We start from the raw sequence: 18,290 nt of genomic DNA, 5'->3' as shown, positions 1-18,290 counted from the left end.
AACACACAAAACCTGTGGGAGCTGGCTTGCCAGCGATGGCGTCAGCGCATTCACATCCTGAATGTCTGACCCACCACTCCAGCCCCGCCAACTGAGCACATACGCTCAATCCACTCGCCCACAATCAATCGATCATCAGAGCCACTTTTTTCTTGTTGGCCACCGACCATGATCGAATCCGCGCCATCGCGTATCACCCTGTTCTTACTACTGTGCGGGCTGACCGAAAGTGCTGTCGCCGACGGCTTTTTCGACAATGCCAAGTCCGAAGTGCTCAGCCGCAACTTCTTTCTAAGCAACGACTACCGCTCACCCTCTCCCAACGGTAAAAACTACAAACAGGAATGGGCACAAGGGTTTATCGGCACTTTCTCATCCGGTTTCACAGACGGCACGATTGGATTTGGCATCGACGCTCACGCCTTTGCCGGTCTGAAACTGGATGGCGGCAAAGGTCACTCCGGCACTGGCTTGCTGCCGGTAGACAGCGACGGTCGCAGCGAAAACGATTATTCCAGTGCCGGTGGCGCATTGAAGTTGAAAGCCTCGCGCAGCACGTTGGCGTTTGGCGAAATGACCGTGGAAACCCCAGTATTCGACACCGCCGACAAACGCCTGCAACCGGAGTACGCCACGGGTTTTCTGCTCACCAGCCGGGAGATCGACAACATCAATCTGCAGGCCGGGCATTTCACGGCGTTCAAGAATCAGGACAGCGCTTCCGGCAAAGGCGATTTCTACGGCTACGGCGCCAACACCGAACACGGCTCAATCAGCTTTCTCGGTGCCGATCTGTTCGGCGACAGTCCTGTGGGCGGTGCTGTGTATGCGTCCGAGCTGACGGACACCTGGCATCAGTACTACGGCAACCTGCACTTCAAGCAGGCCGGCATATTCCTCGACGCCAACCTCTACCACACCCGCGATACGGGCCGGGCGCTGGCCGGTGCGATCGACAACACCGCGTTCAGCCTGTCGGGCAAGTACACCGTTGGCCCACACGCGGTAATGCTCGGCTGGCAGCGGATCGACGGCGACACGCCCTTCGATTTCGTCGGCGGCGACTCGATCTACCTCGCCAACTCGATCAAATACGCCGACTTCAACGGCGCCGGTGAACGTTCGTGGCAAGCGCGCTACGACCTCGACCTCGGTGCGTTCGGTATTCCCGGTCTCAATTTCATGACCCGCTACGTCAGCGGCAATCACATCGACGGCACCCACGCGCCCAAGGGCGGCGCCTACAACCCGTTCGCTGCCGACAGCGCCGAATTCCAGCCGCTGCAAGGGGATGGCGGCAAACACTGGGAGCGCGACATCGACTTGAAATACCTCGTGCAGTCGGGGGCAGCGAAGGATTTGTCCGTGCAGCTGTCGCACGTTTCGCATCGGGCGAATAGCGCTCAGGCGGGGGATGACATTGACCGGATCTACGTGGTGGTTCAGTACCCGCTGGGGTTCTGATTGCAGCCAGCCTTTTACTTTGGCATCGACTGGATGATCTCGGTCAGATCGTCTTTGGTTATTTCGTTGGCCTTGATCGCCGCGGCGATATCGCTTCTGGACAAGGGAAACCGCTTGAAGACCTCTTTCAGCGTCTCGGCGTCGATGTTTTCCAGCCACAGCGGATCAATCAGAGAGCCGCCGTACTTGGGCTCCATCGTGACTGTCTGGTAATCGATCGGACCTTTGTGATTGAAGTACACCAGGTAACGGGTAAATCCCTCCGGGTAGCTTCGATCTTCATAGAGGGTGGTGCCCATTGGCAGCACATAGCTGTTTTCATCACCGCCAGGCCCGCCGATCAGCAGCGGCTCCGTGGTTCTGATCATGGGCATTCCACGCGTCACTGAGGCGTAAGTGACCACGTAGTACAGCCAAGCCAATGCGGCTGCATTCGCGCCTGTCAGCAAAGTGCAGCAGAGCACGACAAGTCGAGTGGTCTTTCTCAAGTAGGTCACCGCCAGTCCATTGTCAGGGTGAGCGGATATTACAGGGCTGAAGGCTGTTGCAGATCAAAAGATCACAGCCTTCAGCAATTCCTACCCTGGACTGGAGTGGGTTATTGGTCCAGGGTCATGCCCGGGATGGTGTTGTCGCAGCTCAGGTATTGCCCGCCACGCCGGGCTACTTCGCCCTGCAGGCGCTGGCAACGTTCATAGTCCTGCTGCGCCATGCGGTCGATGCTCAGGTTGCCGGTGGTTTGCGGTTGTTTGCCGTCACCCAGGCGAATCGTCACGAACGGTTGTTCGGGCTGGATCTGAAAGCGGCTTTTTTCTTCAACCGGTTCGATCACTTCGCTTTTGGTCGGGCTCGGCAATTGCTCAGGGGTGATTCCGTAGCGGCTCAGAATCGAGCTTTGAGGCAGATCGGCACTGGCATTGGCCGATAACAGCGCCAGCCCTGCAACCCCGATAAACCTCTTGAAACCTTTCACGTTTGAATCTCCTGTACTCGTTGGCGGCTAGCTATAGAACGTGCGCGCACGTGCTGGCTTTAGGCCGCATTTCCTGTTTGCACAGGCTTTGAGTCAGGGAATGGCTGCAGAGTCACTTTTGATACCGCGTTATCGTTCTTCGGGAGCAAGCCCCCTCCCACATTGGATCGGTGTCGATCACAAATCCAATGTGGGAGGGGGCTTGCTCCCGAAGAGGCCCTTACAGGCGCCACATCAACATCAGGCGATCACAATTCCATCGCCACTCAAACTCCCCAGCGACACACCAACCAACGTCACCGAATCGCCGCCGAACTTCAGCACGGTATCCTGCCCGACCGCCGTGGCATGGGCGCGGAAGTCATCGCCAGGCAACACACCCTGCACACCCAGAAACACCAGTTTGTCGTTGGACGTGAACCCCACCACCCGATCCTGCCCGAACGCGCCGTTGAACAGGAACGTATCCGCCCCGCCCCCCGACTCCATCAGGTCATTACCGGCGCCACCAACAAACACATCGTTGCCCGCTCCACCGATCAAGTGATCATTGCCATCGAGACCGAACAACCAGTCACCGCTGGCCTGCGCCTTCAGTGCATCGACACCATTGCTGCCTTTGACGCTGGATTCGTAAGCGGTGAGATTGTTGCCAACCTTCAAGCCACTGGCCGTGACGCTGTGGGTCACGTCGTCCTTGAACAGCCCCCAGAGGAAGCCCGGCTCCTTGGTGACGATGCTGCCGATGTCGCGAGTGATGCTGATCCCGCCGTTGGCATCGCGGATGTACAGGTTGCCCGCGCCGTCATTCGCGAAGTCGAAGGTGTTCACCGATTTCTGCAGGTCGAGGGTATTGCTGCCCTGCCCGCCAAGGATGATGTTGTAACCGCCGCCATCACGGAACGTGTCGTTGCCGGCGCGGCCTTCCAGGTAGTCGTTGCCGCTGCCGCCCTGAATCAGGTCATTGGCGTCGCTGCCGATGATGAAGGTGCTGCCCTTGTGGGTTTCGGCGTTGCGGTTGAGGTCCTGCACCCAGGTGTTGGCGCGCGCGGGGTCCGACAGGTTGGCGACGATGATCGTCGAGTCCTTGCTGGTCAGGTCGTAAAACTTCGACTCGATCACCCGGTTCATGCCGTCACCATAGGCAGTCGGTAAATGCGAGATCCAGGTCGGAATGTTGAGGATCGAGTACGGCAGCAGATTCCACGCGGTTGATGCGTAGTGGTCGTTGAAACTGACGATGTTGTCGGTGGCCGATTCCTTCGGCGCATCGTGTACGCCGATCGAGGCGCCGGTGAAAGTCGAGCCATCGAGGGCGCGGAACACCGGGTCGTTTTCGTAGCCGACGTTGAGCACCTTGTCGGTGCTGCTCTGGGTCGGTGAGGCGTAGGCGATGTAGTTGGAGTCTTTGAAGAAGCCGCCCCACTTACCACCGCTCAAATCCGCCATGCTGTTGACCGCCAGCCCGCCGAGGCTGTGGCCGCTGACCAGCACGTCCTTGCCGGTGAGGCCGTTGGCCTTGGCGAACGCGACCACGTCATTGAGCAGATTGCCGAACGCTTCACCGACGTAGTTCTTGGCGTAGTCCTTGGGGCCGAACGCGGCGAGCAAGTCGTTGATCACGTCGCCGATCGAGTCGAGGATCAGGTTCTCACGCGGGCCGCTGGTGCCGCGAAAGGCAACGCCGATTTCCGTGAGATGACCCTGGGCGTCGTACTTGCCGAGAATCTCGACCTGAGCCGTGGTGTAACCGGCCTTCTCGCCAAAGAAGGTTCCCCGGGCGTCGGTCTTGCCTTCGTAACCCAGTTGCGAAGCAGTGATCGGCGTCCAGCCAGCCTTTTTCACGGCTTCGAGCGCGAGTTTTTCAGAATCGGGGTTCCACGGAACGCCGGGGATGACGCCTTGGGAATCAGTCCCTCCGAGCAACGCCGTGACCAGCGTAGCGGGCAGACCAATGCCGAAGCCGTTGTGCTGATAACCGGCGGCAAAGCCGTTATCGAGGTTGTGGTAGGAATACAGCGTGATCGCCATGGCATCGCTGAACAGCGCCTTGGAATCGGCTGTACTGAAGTTTTTGTAGTCATACACACCCATTGCCATTGCCTCTCTTTTGTTGGAATTGTCAGAGATAGCTCACAGCCAGGGCGCCCCACGGGGACGCCCCGGAGCATTTCAAAACTACTTGCTTTGCTTTTTAACTGTAGGAGTGAGCCTGCTCGCGATGAGGTTGTGTCAGGCAACATGGATGGAGACTGACTCACCGCTATCGCGAGCAGGCTCACTCCTACAGGGTTTGCCTTAAGGAGTGACTAAGCGAAAACGAAACTCGAATCCGACAGGTTAGCCACGCCAACCCCGACCAGCGTCACGGCATACTCGCCAATCTTCAGCACGGTGTCGCTGCCGGCCTGCGACGTGTGCTGCTTGTAGTCGTAGCCCTGCCCCGCGCCTTCGACGCCCATGAACACCAGTTTGTCGCTGCCCTGATAACCGTTGATGGCATCGAAACCGAAGGCGCCGCTGAACAGGAAGGTGTTGTTGCCACCCACCGCCGTCATCACGTCGTTGCCGGCGCCACCGACAAAGGTCACATGGCCCTTGTCACTGATCAGCTTGTCGTCGCCACCCAGACCGAACAGCCAGTCACCGTCGGCGCTGGCGTGCAGTGCGTTGCCGTAGCCATCGCCGCTCAGCGAATGGTTGTACTGAGTCAGTTCGCTGCCATTGGTCAAACCCTTGGCCGTGACGCCCCAGGTGATTTCCTTGCTGCCCCACCACGAACCCGACTCCTTGCTCACCAGCGCGCCGATGTCGCGGGTCATGCTGATGCCGCCGTAGGCGTCGCGCACATACAGCGTGCCGTCACCGTCGTTGGCAAAACTGAAGTTCTGCAGCGGCTTCTGCAGCTCGAAGGTGTTGTGGCCCTGACCGCCGAGGAGGATGTTGTAACCGCCGTCATCGCGGAAACGGTCATCGCCGCCCAGGCCTTCGAGGAAGTCGTTGCCCGCCCCGCCCTTGAGCCAGTCGCTGCTTTGCGTGCCGATGATGAAGGTGCTGCCGGTGTGCGGCTCGCCGCTGCGGCCCAGGTCCTCGACCCAGGTTTTAACCCGCGACGCTTCTTCAAGGTTGGAGACGATGATTGTCGAATCCTTGTGAGTCAGGCCGTAGAACTTCGAATCGATCACCCGATTCAAACCGTCGGCATAACCCAGCGAGCTGTGCGCCGACCAGTTCAGCGGGTTGACGATGCTGAACGGCACGAGGTTCTGTGCAGTCGACGCATAGTTGTCGTTGAAATTGACGATGTTGTCAGTGGTCGAATCGTGCGGCTTGTCGTGCTTGCCCATCGAAGCGGTGCTGAACGTGGTGCCGTCGAGCACTCGGAACACCGGATCGTTCTCGTAACCGATGTTCAGCACGTTGTTGCCGGTGCTGCTCTGGGTCGGCGAGGCAAAGGACACGTAGTTGGCATCCTTGAAGAAGCCGCCCCAGTTGCTCGCGCTCAAATCGGCCACGCTGTTGACCCCGAGCCCGCCGAGGCTGTGGCCGCTGATCAACACGTCTTTGGCCGCGATGCCGTGCGCGAGGGAAAACGCCGCGACTGCCTTGAGCAGATTGTCGAAGGCGTTTTTCGCGTATTGAGTCGCGTAATCCGACGGCCCGATGGCCGCCAGCAGATTGTTCTTCATGTCACCGAAAGTGTCGCTGTAACCCAACCCACCGGTACCACGAAAGGCCACGCCAATGCCGATCAACTTGCCGGCGGCATCGTACTTGCCGAGCACTTCGGCCTCGGCGCTAGTGAAGCCGTCCTTCTCGCCGAAGAACGTGCCCTGCGCACCGACCTTGCCCTGATAACCCAGCGCCGTCGCACTGACCGGCTTCCACGCGGTGCCCGGCAAGGCTTGCCCGGTCGGCGTGTAGGCATACAGCGTCAGGGCGATGGCATCGCTGTACAACGCTTTGCCATCGGCATTTTTGTAATCGAACAGTCCCATGTTGTGCTCTCTCTTCCTTCAAATCAGTGCTGGCAGTCCCTTCTGGAACTGCCAGCACCCTCCTTTAGAACTGCCAGTCGAGAGTCAGACCCACACCGTGGTCCTTCTCGTTGTTACCGATCAGTCCGTTGTAATCCAGGTTGACCCGGACATCGCGATTGAGCGCCAGCCCGGCGCGCACGCCGACCACCGCCGCATCACGATCCATCGACACACTCTGCACAGTGAACGCGCTGTTGCCATTGGCGAACGCCAGGTGGCTGTCAGCATCGACGCTGCTCAGGTTGTGCTGCCAGCCCAGGCTTGCGCCCAGTTCCAGCTGATGTTTTTCCGACAGCGCGAAGGTGCGCTTGGCGCGTACGCCAAGGGTCGACAGCACCACATCGCGGTTGTCTTCACCGCCCTTGAGCGCCGCCGCATCACCCTTTTCGGTGAAGCTTTCGGTGTTCAAATGCACGTACGACAAGTTGGCGAACGGCTCCAGATTCATCGGTTGCAGGCGCAGATCGTAAGCCGCTTCGGTGAACACTTGGGTCGTCGCTGCATCGTGTTTGGTCTTTTGTTTACTGCCGATGTCCCCAATCTGCAGGTCACGTTTCACATCCACGCGATGCCAGCTGTACGCCGCACCGGCAGTCAGGCGCAGGGCATCGATTTCATGCCCCAGGTACGCACCCAAGTGGTAACTGTCGACGGACGCCGACGAATGCGTGCCACTGCCCATGCTCAACGAGCTGTCGCTATAACCGGTAACGAAACCCAGGCGCGTATCTTCAGCAATCAAGCCGTCGACACCGGCCAGCAAGCCACCGATTGAGCTGTTGGAGTCGGCATTGTCATGCCCGCCATCGCTCTTGCCCCAGGCGCCCAGCACCTTGACCCAAGCGTTGCTGCGATCATCGGTCGGCGCACCGGCGTCGAACAGATCACGCTCACGCAGGCGCTCGCCCACCGCTTCACGCAGGTAACGGCTGTCGTTGATCAGCATTGTGCCGATGGCCGGATGAATCTCGCCGGACAGTTGCTGGAAGGCTTGTTGCGCCGACGCCGCGTTTGGCGACAGCAGCAGGGTTTCGAACAGCGCATTGCCGGCGCCCAGACGCTCGGCGGCAGCACCGACGGCACGCTGGTTCGGGGTCAGGCCGACGCTGGCGAACGAGGCGTCGTTACGACCCACCGCCAGTTGAATGCCGTTCGCCGAGTACGCCAGCGTACCGCCGAGGAACGCGTAATCCGGCAACACCTGCCCGAAGCGCCCTTCAATACCGCCCGCCGCTTGCAGAATGTTGTACTGGGTGCCAAGCAGGCTTTGCACTTCGTTGGTGGTCAGCAGCGTCGGGCTGTTTTCCAGCGACATGGTGACTGTCGCGCCTTCAATCACAGCCTTACCGGTAGCGATGATCTGGTCGCTGCTGGTCGGCGACAGTTCGACCGCATAGGTCGAGCCGGGCGCGAAGGTCACGTCACCGGCGACGTTCATCGTGCCGATCGAATTGCCCGGGGCCACGGTGCCGCCCTTGCTCACCGACAGCGCGCCGATGTGGCCGTTGCCGCCGAGGATACCGCCGTCATTCACGGTGACTGCCGAGGCCAGCGAACCGTTGATGGCCAGCCGTCCCTGATTGACCAGGGTCGGGCCGCTGTAGGTGTTGTTGCCGGTCAGCACCAGGGTGCCGATGCCTTGTTTGGTCAGACCGCCGTGCCCGGAAATGTCGTTGCGCCAGGTGTCGAGGCCGCAGGTAATGTCGGTGCACACGCGCTCGGTCGGTTTGCCCTGATCGATAATCGCGCCGATGCCCGGCAGGTCGGCGACGAATTGCCCGGAGCCGTAGGCACCCTGCACACGGAATTCCTCGGGAATATCCTGCTCGGTGACGAACATCGACGGGCCATCAATACTCTTGCGCAGGTTGATCATGCCCCAGCCGTACAAAGCGTCGATGCCCGGTGCGCCGAGGTCGGTCGCGGTGGTGCGCAACACGGTGGCGACCTGTTCGCCGGTCATGTACGGGAAGCGCTCCATCAGCACCGCCATCGAACCGGCCACATGCGGCGCGGCCATGGACGTGCCGTTGTAATTTTTGTAGCCGGTGGTCAGGTTGTCGGCGTTGGTGCCTTCGATGATCGAGCTGAAGATTTTCGTACCCGGTGCCGAGACGCAGAAGCTCGCGGTGTAGCCGCAGCGCGAGGAAAACGTACTCATGATGTAAGGGTTGGCACTGGCCAGATCCGGGTTCTTCTGCAACGCGGCGACGGTGATCCAGTTCGGCGCGATTTCCGGAACGAAATAGCCGAGGCCGGCGATGGCGTCCGGGTTGTTGAGGTTGTAGTCGTTACCGGCGGCAAAGATCGTGACGATACCGCTACGCGCGGCGGCGATCGCCCCGTCGTAGGCTCCACCGGGTTTGGTGCCCAGCAGCGTGCGGATCTCGTTGAACTGTACCTGCGCGTCGTTGACGGTGAAGTGCGGGTACGCCGGGTCGCGACCGCCAAGGTCGAAACGGTCGGTGATGCCGATACCCCAGCTGTTGTTGATGATCCGCGCGCCACTGGCGATCAACGCATCCCAACCGGCCTTGTACACCGCGCCGTCGTTACCGCGCACGATGCCGTCCTCCGGGCCCGGGTCGCCGTTGTCGGCGCTGATGATTTGCGCGCCGAACGCGACGCCGTGCATCGGCCCGCCGTCACGACTGCCCGCCGCAATACCGCCGACGTGGGTGCCGTGGGCGCCGAGTTTGCCGTCGGAACCGACCGAGGGCGAACCGTCATAACGGAACGCGTCCCCGGCTTTGACCGGGATGTACGGGTCGGTGTATTCGCGGATCCCGCTGGTGACCAGGGTGATGACCTTGTTGCTGCCGGAGAACTCCGGGTGTGCGGCGTAAACCGGCTGGTCGAAGATCCCCAGTTTCACGCCTTTGCCGGTGTAACCAGCGGCGTAAGCGTGATCGGCACCAATGGCGCCCAGGCCCCAGTCAGCCTGGAACTCGGCGCTGCGCCAGCTTGACGGATCGCCCGTACGACCGTTTTCCACGTAAGGCGCGGCGTGTGCCGTGCCCCAGGTGGTGAGCGCGTACAACACGGCGCAAGTCAGTGTTTTGAGGGCAAAGCGGCCACCCGTTTGCGCGGGGGTTTTATTGTTATTCATCCAGCGACCTTCCTTAGTTATGTTGCGAAAAATCCTGATCGTTCCCACGCTCCGCGTGGGAATACCTCCAGGGACGCTCTGCGTTCAGTGACGCGGAGCGTCACGGGCTGCGTTCCCCCGCAGAGCGTGGGAACGATCAATCAACTCGGTATTTTGAGAGACCGCAGGGGGCCGCTTCGCGCCCCATCGGGGATAAATCCCCTCGCCACAGGTATGTGAGCAGCCGTGAATCCGTGGTTCAGAACTGCCAGTTCAGGCTCAACCCAACGCCATGGCTCTTCTCGCGACTGGCCAGTTGTCCGTTGTAATCAAGGTTCACCCGCACGTCTTTGCTCAAGGCCAGGCTGGCCTGCACGCCGGCCAGCGCGGCATAGCGCACCAGCGCCGAACTCTCCACGCTGTAAGGCGCGCCGCCGCTGGCGAAACGCAGATGCTGTTCAGATTCGATGTCGCTCAAGCTGTGCTGCCAGCCGAGGTGGCCGCTGACATCCAGCGACTGCTGATTCGCCAGGTTGAACGTCTTGATCGCCCGCACGCCGAGGGTGCTCAGCACCGCGTCACGTTGATCGCCGGAGCTTTTCAGCGCCGCCGCGTCGCCCTTCTCGGTCAAGCCTTCAGTGTCCACATGCACGTAAGCGAGATTGGCGAACGGCTCCAGCACCAATGGTTGCAGGTGCAGTCGATAGGCCGCTTCGCCGAACACTTGGGTCGTGGCGGCATCGACCTTGGCTTTCTGTTTGGCGCTGACGTTGGCGTATTGCAGATCACGCTTCACATCGGCGCGATGCCAGCTGTAAGCCGCGCCGGTGCTCAAGCGCCAGGCACCGATTTCATGCCCGGCATAAGCGCCGAGGTGATAACTGTCGACCTTGGCCGACGAGTGCGTGCCCGAGCCCATGCTCAGTGAACTGTCGCTATAACCGGTAACCAGACCGATGCGGGTCTGCTCGTCCAGCGCGCCGTCGACACCGGCCAGCAAGCCGCCAAGCGAGGTGCTGTAACCCGCCGTGTCGTGGCTCGAATCAGTCGTGCCCCAGGCGCCCAGTGCCTTGATCCAGCCGTTGTTTTGCGTTGCCGAGGCATCGTGCAGGCGTTCGCCCACGGCATCGCGCAATTGACGGCTGTCGTTGATCAGCATCGAACCGAGAGCCGGGTAGATCTCGCCACTCAGTTGCTGGAACGCTTGCTGCGCGGAGGCGGCGTCGGCCGACAGCAGCACGCTTTCGTAGACTGCGTTGCCGGCGCCCAGGCCCTCGACCGCAGCAGCGACCGAACGCTGATTCGGGGTCTGGCCGACGCTGGCAAACGTACTCGCGTTACGTTCGATATCGAGTTGGATGCCGTTGGCGGTGTAGTCGAGGTTGCCGCCGATGAACAGGTAGTTCGGCAGCACGGCAGCGAACTGGCCCTGAATGCCTCCGGCCGCTTGCAGGATGTTGTACTGACGACCGAGCAGGCTTTGCGTCTCGGCGGTGCTGAGCAAGGTCGGGCTGTTTTCCAGCGACAGACTGACGATGGCGCCGCTGACGCTGGCGCTGCCGCCGGCAACGATGCGGTCACTGCTAATGGGCGACAGCTCAACGGCGTAAGTCGAACCCGGCGCGAAGTGAACGTCGCCCGCCACGTTCAAGGTGCCGATGGAATTGCCCGGCGCCACGCGACCGCCAGTGTTGGCCGTCAGCGCAGCGATCCGCCCGGAACCACCCAGCGTTCCGCCGTCATTGACAGTGACCGCCGAAGCCAGCGCACCGTTGACGCTCAGCAAGCCGCCATTGACCGTGGTCGGACCACGGAAGGTGTTATCCCCGGTGAGGTACAGGCGTCCGGCGCCGGATTTGATCAGGCTGCCCTGATAAACCCGCGTCGCCGCTGCCGCATCACGCGCCGTGCCGATGGCGTAATCGGTCTGATCCTGCTGACTGGCGCCGGCCGCAACGCCGTTTTGCCAGCCCTTGTCTTGCAAGGTCTGCTGCCACGCTGAGTGTTCGGCGAGGTCTTCACTCTGGCGCTGAAGCAGTGCCTTGTCGGAGATGTCATTGCTCCAGACATCGCTCCGCCCGGCCGCCAGATTGGCGTCAAACGCGCCGAGCAATTGCCCCGGCCCGCGCATCGCCCGGTTCAGGTTGGCCACGCCCCAGCCGACCCGCTCGGTGGGCGCGTCAGTGACTGATCCGTCGAGTTGCGTGGCCGTGGTCAGCAGGGTTTCCAGCGCCTGCTGGTTGTTCATGTACGGGTAACGCTCCATCACCAGCGCCAGCGCGCCGGTCGCGTGTGGCGCCGACATCGAGGTGCCGGACTTGATCGCATAGCCACCGTCGGGGATGGTGCTGTCGATCTTCGCCCCCGGCGTGGTGATGCACCAGTATTTGGCGAGGCCGCACTGGTTGTACTTCTGCTGATTGCTCTGATCGAGCCCGGACACGGCCAGCCAGTGACCTTCAAGATCCGGCTGAAAGTACGGCAGCGCCGAGCGCACGCTGGCATTCGGGTAGCCACTGTTGCCGGCGCTGAACACGTTGATCACGCCGCGCCGCGACACGTCGGCAGCGGCGTCGAGCCAGGTGCCTTTGTTCCAGTGCTGGGCGTAAGCGGCGTGCAGATCGGCCAGTGTGCGATAGCTGACATCCGGCGGTTGACTGCCCCAGCTGTTGTTGATGGCGCGGACGCCGGCATCAGCCAGTGCGTCGTAGGCCGCTTGGAAATAGCGCGGGTCGGGATTGGGGCCGAACAGGAAACTGTCGTTCTTGTTGGTGTTGCCGACGTAGATCTGCGCGTTGTACGCCACGCCATGCATGCCCGTGCCATCGCGGGACGCGCCCATGGTGCCGACGACGTGGGTGCCGTGGGAATCGTTGTTGGCGTTGAGGGTGCCGTCGACGTTGAACGGTGATCCATCGACGTAACTTCCGCTGGTCAACACCGGGTGATAGCGGTCAGTGGCGAACTCGGGATGGGCTGCATAAAACCCGGAATCGAGGGCGCCGATTTTCACGCCTTTGCCGGTGATGCCGGCGGCGTAGGCCTGGTCGGCCTGCATGCGCTCAAGACCCCAGTCACGCAGGAACTCGGCGCTGCGCCAGCTGGCGGGATCGCTGGGTTTGCCGACTTCCAGGTACTGCGCCTGGGCTTGGGAAACGGAGACTGCCAGCAACAGGGTGCCGACCGAAATCGACTTGATGCGCACTTCCATGTTCACCACTCTCTTTTATTGTTTTATGCAGGTTTTTCTACGGTGTTGCCTGAAGCCCTCACCCCAGCCCTCTCCCAGAGGGAGAGGGAGCCGACCGCGGTGTCTTGCGCTATACATCGACCTGAAATACCGAATCGACTATGGATTCAGCACCACGTTCAGGACCGTGTAACTTTTCCTATTCATTCCCTCACCGACCGCGCTGTCCTGCGTTTTTCGCCGACCTGAACATTCCGGTCGATTATGGATTCAGCACCGTACGTTCAGGTCGGTGCATCTCTCACGCATCCCCCAATCAGTCCCCTCTCCCTCCGGGAGAGGGTTAGGGTGAGGGGCGGTCTCAAGGCCTGCCCATCAACGATGAGCAACACCAAACGCCTCATCCACCCGCGCCAGATCCTGCTCATTCAAGGTCCCGGCGTAGTAATGCAATTTGGTCCACGCCATCAGATAGTCGTACCGCGCCTGCGCCAGATCGCGGCGGGTGGTGAACAGTTGTTGCTCGGCGTTCAACGCGTCGAGGTTGGTCCGTTCGCCGCCGAGAATGCTTTGCCTGGTCGACACCACCAGCGCTTCCGCCGAGGTCAGCGCCTTTTGGTAAGCGCGCAACTTGTTCACCCCGGACAAACAGGCGCTGAACTGACGACGCAGTTCAATCAGTGTCTCGCGGGTCTTGCCGTCCAGTTCATATTCCGCCTGTTCCATGGTGCGGCTGGCTTGCCGCGTCGAAGCCGACACCCCGCCACCGGCGTACAACGGCACGCTTACTTCGAGGCCGATGGTGTTGGTTTCGTAACGCTGGTTGTAGGTGTTACCGCTTTCCGATTCGTTCTGGCGCATCGAGGCGTAGGCGTTGATTTTCGGTAGATGCCCGGCACGGTTGCGCTCGACTTCGTAACGCGCCACTTCCACGGCCTGGCGTTGCGAGGCCAGGTTCGGGTTATTGCTGATCGCCATTTCGTGCCAGGTGTCGTAGTTGGCCGGCATCAGCGCGAAGGTCTGGAAGTTTTGAGCCAGCGGCGCCAGATCAGCGATATCCACCGCTGGCACACCCACCAGCGCGCCCAATTCCCGCAGCGCCGCGTCTTGTTCATTGCGCGCCTCGATTTCCTCGGCCGTCGCCAACTCGTAGCGCGATTCGGCTTCGAGGATATCGGTGCGCGTGCCCTCGCCCTGCTTGAACATGTGCTCGTTCTGCTGGAACTGCTGCTCGTAGGCTTTCTTCTTCGCCTGGGCGATGTCGATCTGGTCCTGGGCAAACAAGGCTTTGGTGTAGTTGTCCAGCACCCGCACCAGCAGTTCCTGGCTTTTGCCGCGAAAGTTCTCGTCGGCGAACAACGACTGCGCCACACCCTTGCGATACGCCGCATAGGCTTCGTAATCGAGCAGCGGCTGTTGCAGGGTCAGGGCTGAGCCATAACTGCTGTAGTTGCGGTCTTCAGTGCGATTGCGCGCGCGGTCATCAAGGGAAGTCGCTTTCGACGTGTTGCGGCCCTTGTTGTAGGTGTAACCGATGCGCGGCAACAGCCCGGCGCGGCCGATGGCACGGTTTTCCAGGCCAGCATCGCGCTCCTTGATTGCGCCGAGGAACACCGGGTCATTGCGCAACGCCTGTTCGTAAATCTCGAACGGCCCCATGGCCGCCACTACCGAGTGACTCGCGAGCAGCATCAATGCCGCTCCGAGCATGGAAAGCTTATTCATACAGCCGAACATCCTTATTCTTCGGTCAGCGCAGAGCCGGCCCGGTCGAGCAGCGGTTTGAACAGATAGTTGAGGAGTGAACGTTCGCCCGTGCGCACGAACATTTCTGCGGGCATGCCGGGCTTGATCACCAGACCGTTGAGTTTTTCCATAGCCTGATCGCTAACGCTGCTGCGCAACACGTAATACGGCACGCCGGTTTTCTCATCGACCATCTGGTCGGCGGAGATCAGGCTGACTTCACCCGGTACACGCGGGGTTTTGCTCTGGTTGAACGCGGTAAACAGGATGTCCACCGGCAAGTGCGGACCGACCTTGTCGATCAGGTTGATCGGCAAATGCCCCTCGACTTCCAGGGTGGTGCCTTGCGGAACGATCTCCAACAAGGTTTCGCCCTGACGCACCACGGCGCCTTCGGTGTGCACGCCGAGGTTGACCGCGACACCGTCAGCAGTGGCGACGATCTCACTGTGTTGCAGGTCGAAACCGGCGGAGGTCAGTTGCTCGGACAGGGTGACGCTCTTCAGCTGCGCGTCGGCCAGTTGCGTGCGCACTTCCTTCTGATATTCCTCGCCGTGCTGTTGCAGCTTCAGGCGCGACTCAAGAATGCCTTGCTCCACTCGACCGCTTTCACCGGTGTTTTCCGCCAGTTGCTGCTGCACTTGCGAGAGCTGGCGCTGGTATTCCATCAAGCGGTTGCGCGGGATGTAGCCGTTGTCAGCCAGCGGTTGCAGGTTGCTCAACTGTTGTTGCAGCGAGTCTGCCTGGGCATTGAGGTCGGTGCGTGCGCGGCGCATGCCGGCCAGTTGCGCGGTGGCGCCTTCGATGCTGGCACGCAATCCGGCCTGCTCGCGGTAATACGCTTCACGGCGGCTGCTGAACAACTGCCGTTGACCTTCCAGGACCAGCGCCAGACGCGGGTCCGGGTCATTACTCAACTCGGCGGGAAAGGTCACTTGCTTGAGGTTGTCGCGCTCGGCCTGCCAGCGCGCCAGGCTCGCCCACGCCATGCGGTACTGCGCCTGCAGCGATTGCACATCGGCGGCGACTTGGGTCTGATCGAGCCGGAACAGTGGCTGCCCCTGCTTCACGATCTCGCCTTCGCGCACCAGAATCCGGCTGACCACGCCGCTGCTCATCGACTGCACGGCTTTACGTTTGCCCGTGACCACCACGGTGCCCTGCACCGGAATGCCCTGATCCAGCGGCGCCAACGCGGCCCAGGTGAAGAAACTGCCGGCGCCGACGATCGCCAGAATCCAGCCCATGCGCGCGAAGAATTTCGCATCACGCTCGGGGCGTTCGGTGACGTAGGCGTGTTCCATGCTCGCTTCGTTTTCAGTGTTCATGCTTGCGCTGCTCATACACCCGAATTCCTTGTCGTGGGCTGGTACTGCCGGCTCATGCTGAGCCCGCCCGGTGCTTGCGCAGGTTTCTCGCGTTGTTGCTCGTTGGCGGCGCCGGACAGTGCCTTGAGCACGTCCTGACTGGCGCCGAAGGCTTGCAGACGGCCGTCGTTGAGCACCAGCAATTTATCGGCCTGGGCCAGCACCGAAGAGCGGTGCGTCACTAACACCACCGTGGTGCCTTGGGCCTTGAGCTGCGCGATGGCGCTAGCCAGTGCCGCTTCGCCGACGGTGTCGAGGTTGGAGTTGGGTTCATCCAGCACCACCAGGCTTGGCGTGCCGTACATGGCCCGCGCCAGTGCCACGCGCTGCTTTTGGCCACCGGACAAGCCGCTGCCGTCCTCACCCAGCTGCGTGTCGTAACCTTGCGGCAGGCGCAGGATCATTTCGTGGACGCCGGCCTGCTGCGCGGCGGCGACGACTTTCTGCGGATCGGCCTCGCTGAAACGCGCAATGTTCTCGGCGATGCTGCCGCTGAACAGCTCGATGTCTTGCGGCAGGTAGCCGATGTACGGCCCGAGCTGATCACGATTCCAGCGGTGAATATCTGCACCGTCCAGTCGCACCGTGCCACCGAGGGTCGGCCACACGCCGACCAACACACGGGCCAGGGTCGATTTACCCGAACCGGAAGCACCGAGTACGCCCAGCACTTCACCCGCACCCAGATTGAAATTGACCATGTGCAAGGTCGCCGCGCGTTGCCCCGGCGGGCCGGCGCTGACCTGTTCAAAGGTGATCTGGCCTTTCGGCGCCGGCAGCGCCATGGCGTCATCGCTTGGCGGGAAGGCTTGCAGCAGCGCATCGAGACGGCGGTAAGCGAGTTTCGCCCCGCTCCACTGTTTCCACACGGCAATCAACTGATCGATCGGGCTCAGCACCCGCCCCATCAGGATGGAACCGGCGATCATCATCCCGGCGGTCATGTCGCCCTTGATCACCAGCAACGCACCGAGCCCCAGCACCAGTGATTGCAGGCACAGGCGCAAGGTTTTGCTCAGCGAACTGATCACCGCCCCCGTATCACTGGCCTGATTCTGCAGACCCAGAAAGCGTGAATGCACCTGGAACCAGCGCTTGCGCAACGAACCGAGCATGCCCATCGCCTGAATGGTTTCGGCGTTATGCAGATGGCTGGTGGCCAACTGGCTGGATTTCTGCGAGAAACCGGCGGCTTCGCCCAGCGGCTTCTTGGTCATGTATTCGTTGAGGCAGGCCAAGGCGATCAGCAACAGCGCACCCGCCGTCGCCAGCACGCCAAGCCAGACGTTGAACAGGTAGATCACGAACAGATACACCGGGAACCACGGCGCATCGAAGAAGGCGAACAGCGCAGGCCCGGTGACGAATTGGCGAATGTGGGTCAAATCGCCCAGCGATTGCCCGGCGTTGCCCTCGCCCTTGAACAGGTTGCGTTCGAATGCAGCCTGATAGACCCGCAGGTTGAAACGGCGCTCCAGTTGGCTGCCGATACGGATCACGATGAAGCTGCGCACCACTTCCAGCAGGCCGATGAAGGCAAAGAAACCGACCACCATCAGCGACAGCATCGCCAAAGTGGTTTCGTTCTGCGAGGACAGAACCCGGTCATAGACTTGCAGCATATAAATCGACGGCACCAGCATCAGCACGTTTATCAGTGCAGTAAAGCAGCCGACGCTGATCAGAATGCTTTTATAGTCGCCCAATGCCTTGAATAAGGGAGCGGTGGCTGGGGCCTTCGCCATCTTCATTGATTCGTCCTGAAAGATATCTCTCGTCGATCATTGACGAGACTTCAAATTAGTTATCCGGGCAATGCCGGAATTGCTTTTTTGTGGGCACTTACAATTTCATAACAACTTGCACGATTTAATGCGGTGCAGTTGCTTTGAAGACAGCCGCTTATAACCACACAGCAGTGCCTTATATAAAAACCTGTCGCCTACTTGGCAATTACAACTATGGCGCCTTGCGCTCCAAGATAATGACCAGGCCCGACTTCAAAGTAGCCAGATAATGCCCGTCACCTTGTCGGCTGAAGAACTGGATTCTTGAGCCTTCCTTGCCAGTGATGGAAATGCCGTCCGGTTCGGGAAACCAACCGATGGGCGTTTCTTCCAGCCAGGCTGCGAGGCAATCGGCGCCCTCCCCGACAGTCTGGTTCAGCGCCAGTTCTACAGCGCAGGTATTGGAGGGTTTGTCTTGCAGCTTTTGCGCTTCAGCGGTGTCTTCGCGAGTGTTCAGCGTCGCCTGCCATTGACCGGCAAATACCGAGGGTTCTTCGAGTCTGAGGCTGCTTGCCATGCTTGCTTCTCCGGTAACCATCATCAGCGTCGCCATTAGCCACGCCCGCGTCTTGTAGGTAAAAACGTTTCGACTCATAGGAAATTTCACTCCGGCGCTTAGCCTTGCCTACCGGGCC

The 18,290-nt window shown here is 60.8% G+C and carries 11 protein-coding genes; 1 reads left to right on the top strand and 10 read right to left on the bottom strand.

Annotated elements, in window-relative coordinates; translation table 11 throughout:
* The first annotated feature begins 168 nt into the window (after positions 1 to 168).
* Positions 169 to 1,464 (top strand): OprD family porin, encoded by a 1,296-nt coding sequence (locus ACIONG_RS00710; protein WP_401295979.1) that lies wholly within the window; start codon positions 169 to 171, stop codon positions 1,462 to 1,464.
* A 14-nt stretch (positions 1,465 to 1,478) separates the two neighbouring features.
* Here ACIONG_RS00710 and ACIONG_RS00705 read toward each other — a convergent pair whose 3' ends face one another.
* From ACIONG_RS00705 to ACIONG_RS00660, 10 genes are all read right to left on the bottom strand, one after another.
* Positions 1,479 to 1,832: a hypothetical protein gene (locus ACIONG_RS00705; RefSeq protein ID WP_249412126.1), complete on the bottom strand. Its 354-nt coding sequence runs from the start codon at positions 1,830 to 1,832 to the stop codon at positions 1,479 to 1,481.
* 230 nt (positions 1,833 to 2,062) lie between these two features.
* Positions 2,063 to 2,437: a hypothetical protein gene (locus ACIONG_RS00700; RefSeq protein WP_103304950.1), complete on the bottom strand. Its 375-nt coding sequence runs from the start codon at positions 2,435 to 2,437 to the stop codon at positions 2,063 to 2,065.
* Between the two features lie 240 nt (positions 2,438 to 2,677).
* Positions 2,678 to 4,531 (bottom strand): polyurethanase, encoded by a 1,854-nt coding sequence (locus ACIONG_RS00695; protein WP_401296345.1) that lies wholly within the window; start codon positions 4,529 to 4,531, stop codon positions 2,678 to 2,680.
* 215 nt (positions 4,532 to 4,746) lie between these two features.
* Entirely contained in the window at positions 4,747 to 6,435 is a 1,689-nt protein-coding gene (locus tag ACIONG_RS00690; RefSeq protein ID WP_401295974.1) for a polyurethanase, read from the bottom strand.
* 64 nt (positions 6,436 to 6,499) lie between these two features.
* A complete protein-coding gene (locus ACIONG_RS00685) occupies positions 6,500 to 9,586 on the bottom strand; it encodes an autotransporter domain-containing protein (RefSeq protein WP_401295971.1) in 3,087 nt (1,028 codons plus the stop codon).
* A 238-nt stretch (positions 9,587 to 9,824) separates the two neighbouring features.
* Positions 9,825 to 12,776 carry an autotransporter domain-containing protein gene (locus ACIONG_RS00680; RefSeq protein WP_401295968.1) on the bottom strand — a complete coding sequence of 984 codons (2,952 nt, stop codon included), beginning with the start codon at positions 12,774 to 12,776 and terminating at the stop codon, positions 9,825 to 9,827.
* Positions 12,777 to 13,130: 354 nt separating this feature from the next.
* Positions 13,131 to 14,492 carry a TolC family outer membrane protein gene (locus tag ACIONG_RS00675; protein ID WP_401295965.1) on the bottom strand — a complete coding sequence of 454 codons (1,362 nt, stop codon included), beginning with the start codon at positions 14,490 to 14,492 and terminating at the stop codon, positions 13,131 to 13,133.
* Between the two features lie 2 nt (positions 14,493 to 14,494).
* On the bottom strand, positions 14,495 to 15,844 hold the full coding sequence (locus ACIONG_RS00670) for an HlyD family type I secretion periplasmic adaptor subunit (protein ID WP_103304955.1): 1,350 nt from the start codon (positions 15,842 to 15,844) through the stop codon (positions 14,495 to 14,497).
* A complete protein-coding gene (locus ACIONG_RS00665; RefSeq protein ID WP_315445367.1) occupies positions 15,841 to 17,619 on the bottom strand; it encodes a type I secretion system permease/ATPase in 1,779 nt (592 codons plus the stop codon). Before ACIONG_RS00665 ends, ACIONG_RS00670 begins: the two co-directional genes overlap by 4 nt.
* A 208-nt stretch (positions 17,620 to 17,827) precedes the next feature.
* Positions 17,828 to 18,250, bottom strand: coding sequence for an AprI/Inh family metalloprotease inhibitor (locus ACIONG_RS00660; protein WP_401295961.1), 423 nt, complete (start codon positions 18,248 to 18,250; stop codon positions 17,828 to 17,830).
* Positions 18,251 to 18,290: the final 40 nt, after the last annotated feature.

This window comes from Pseudomonas sp. NPDC087817, assembly GCF_044742875.1.
Taxonomy (GTDB): domain Bacteria; phylum Pseudomonadota; class Gammaproteobacteria; order Pseudomonadales; family Pseudomonadaceae; genus Aquipseudomonas.
This window is presented reverse-complemented; position numbering and strand designations above follow the sequence as displayed.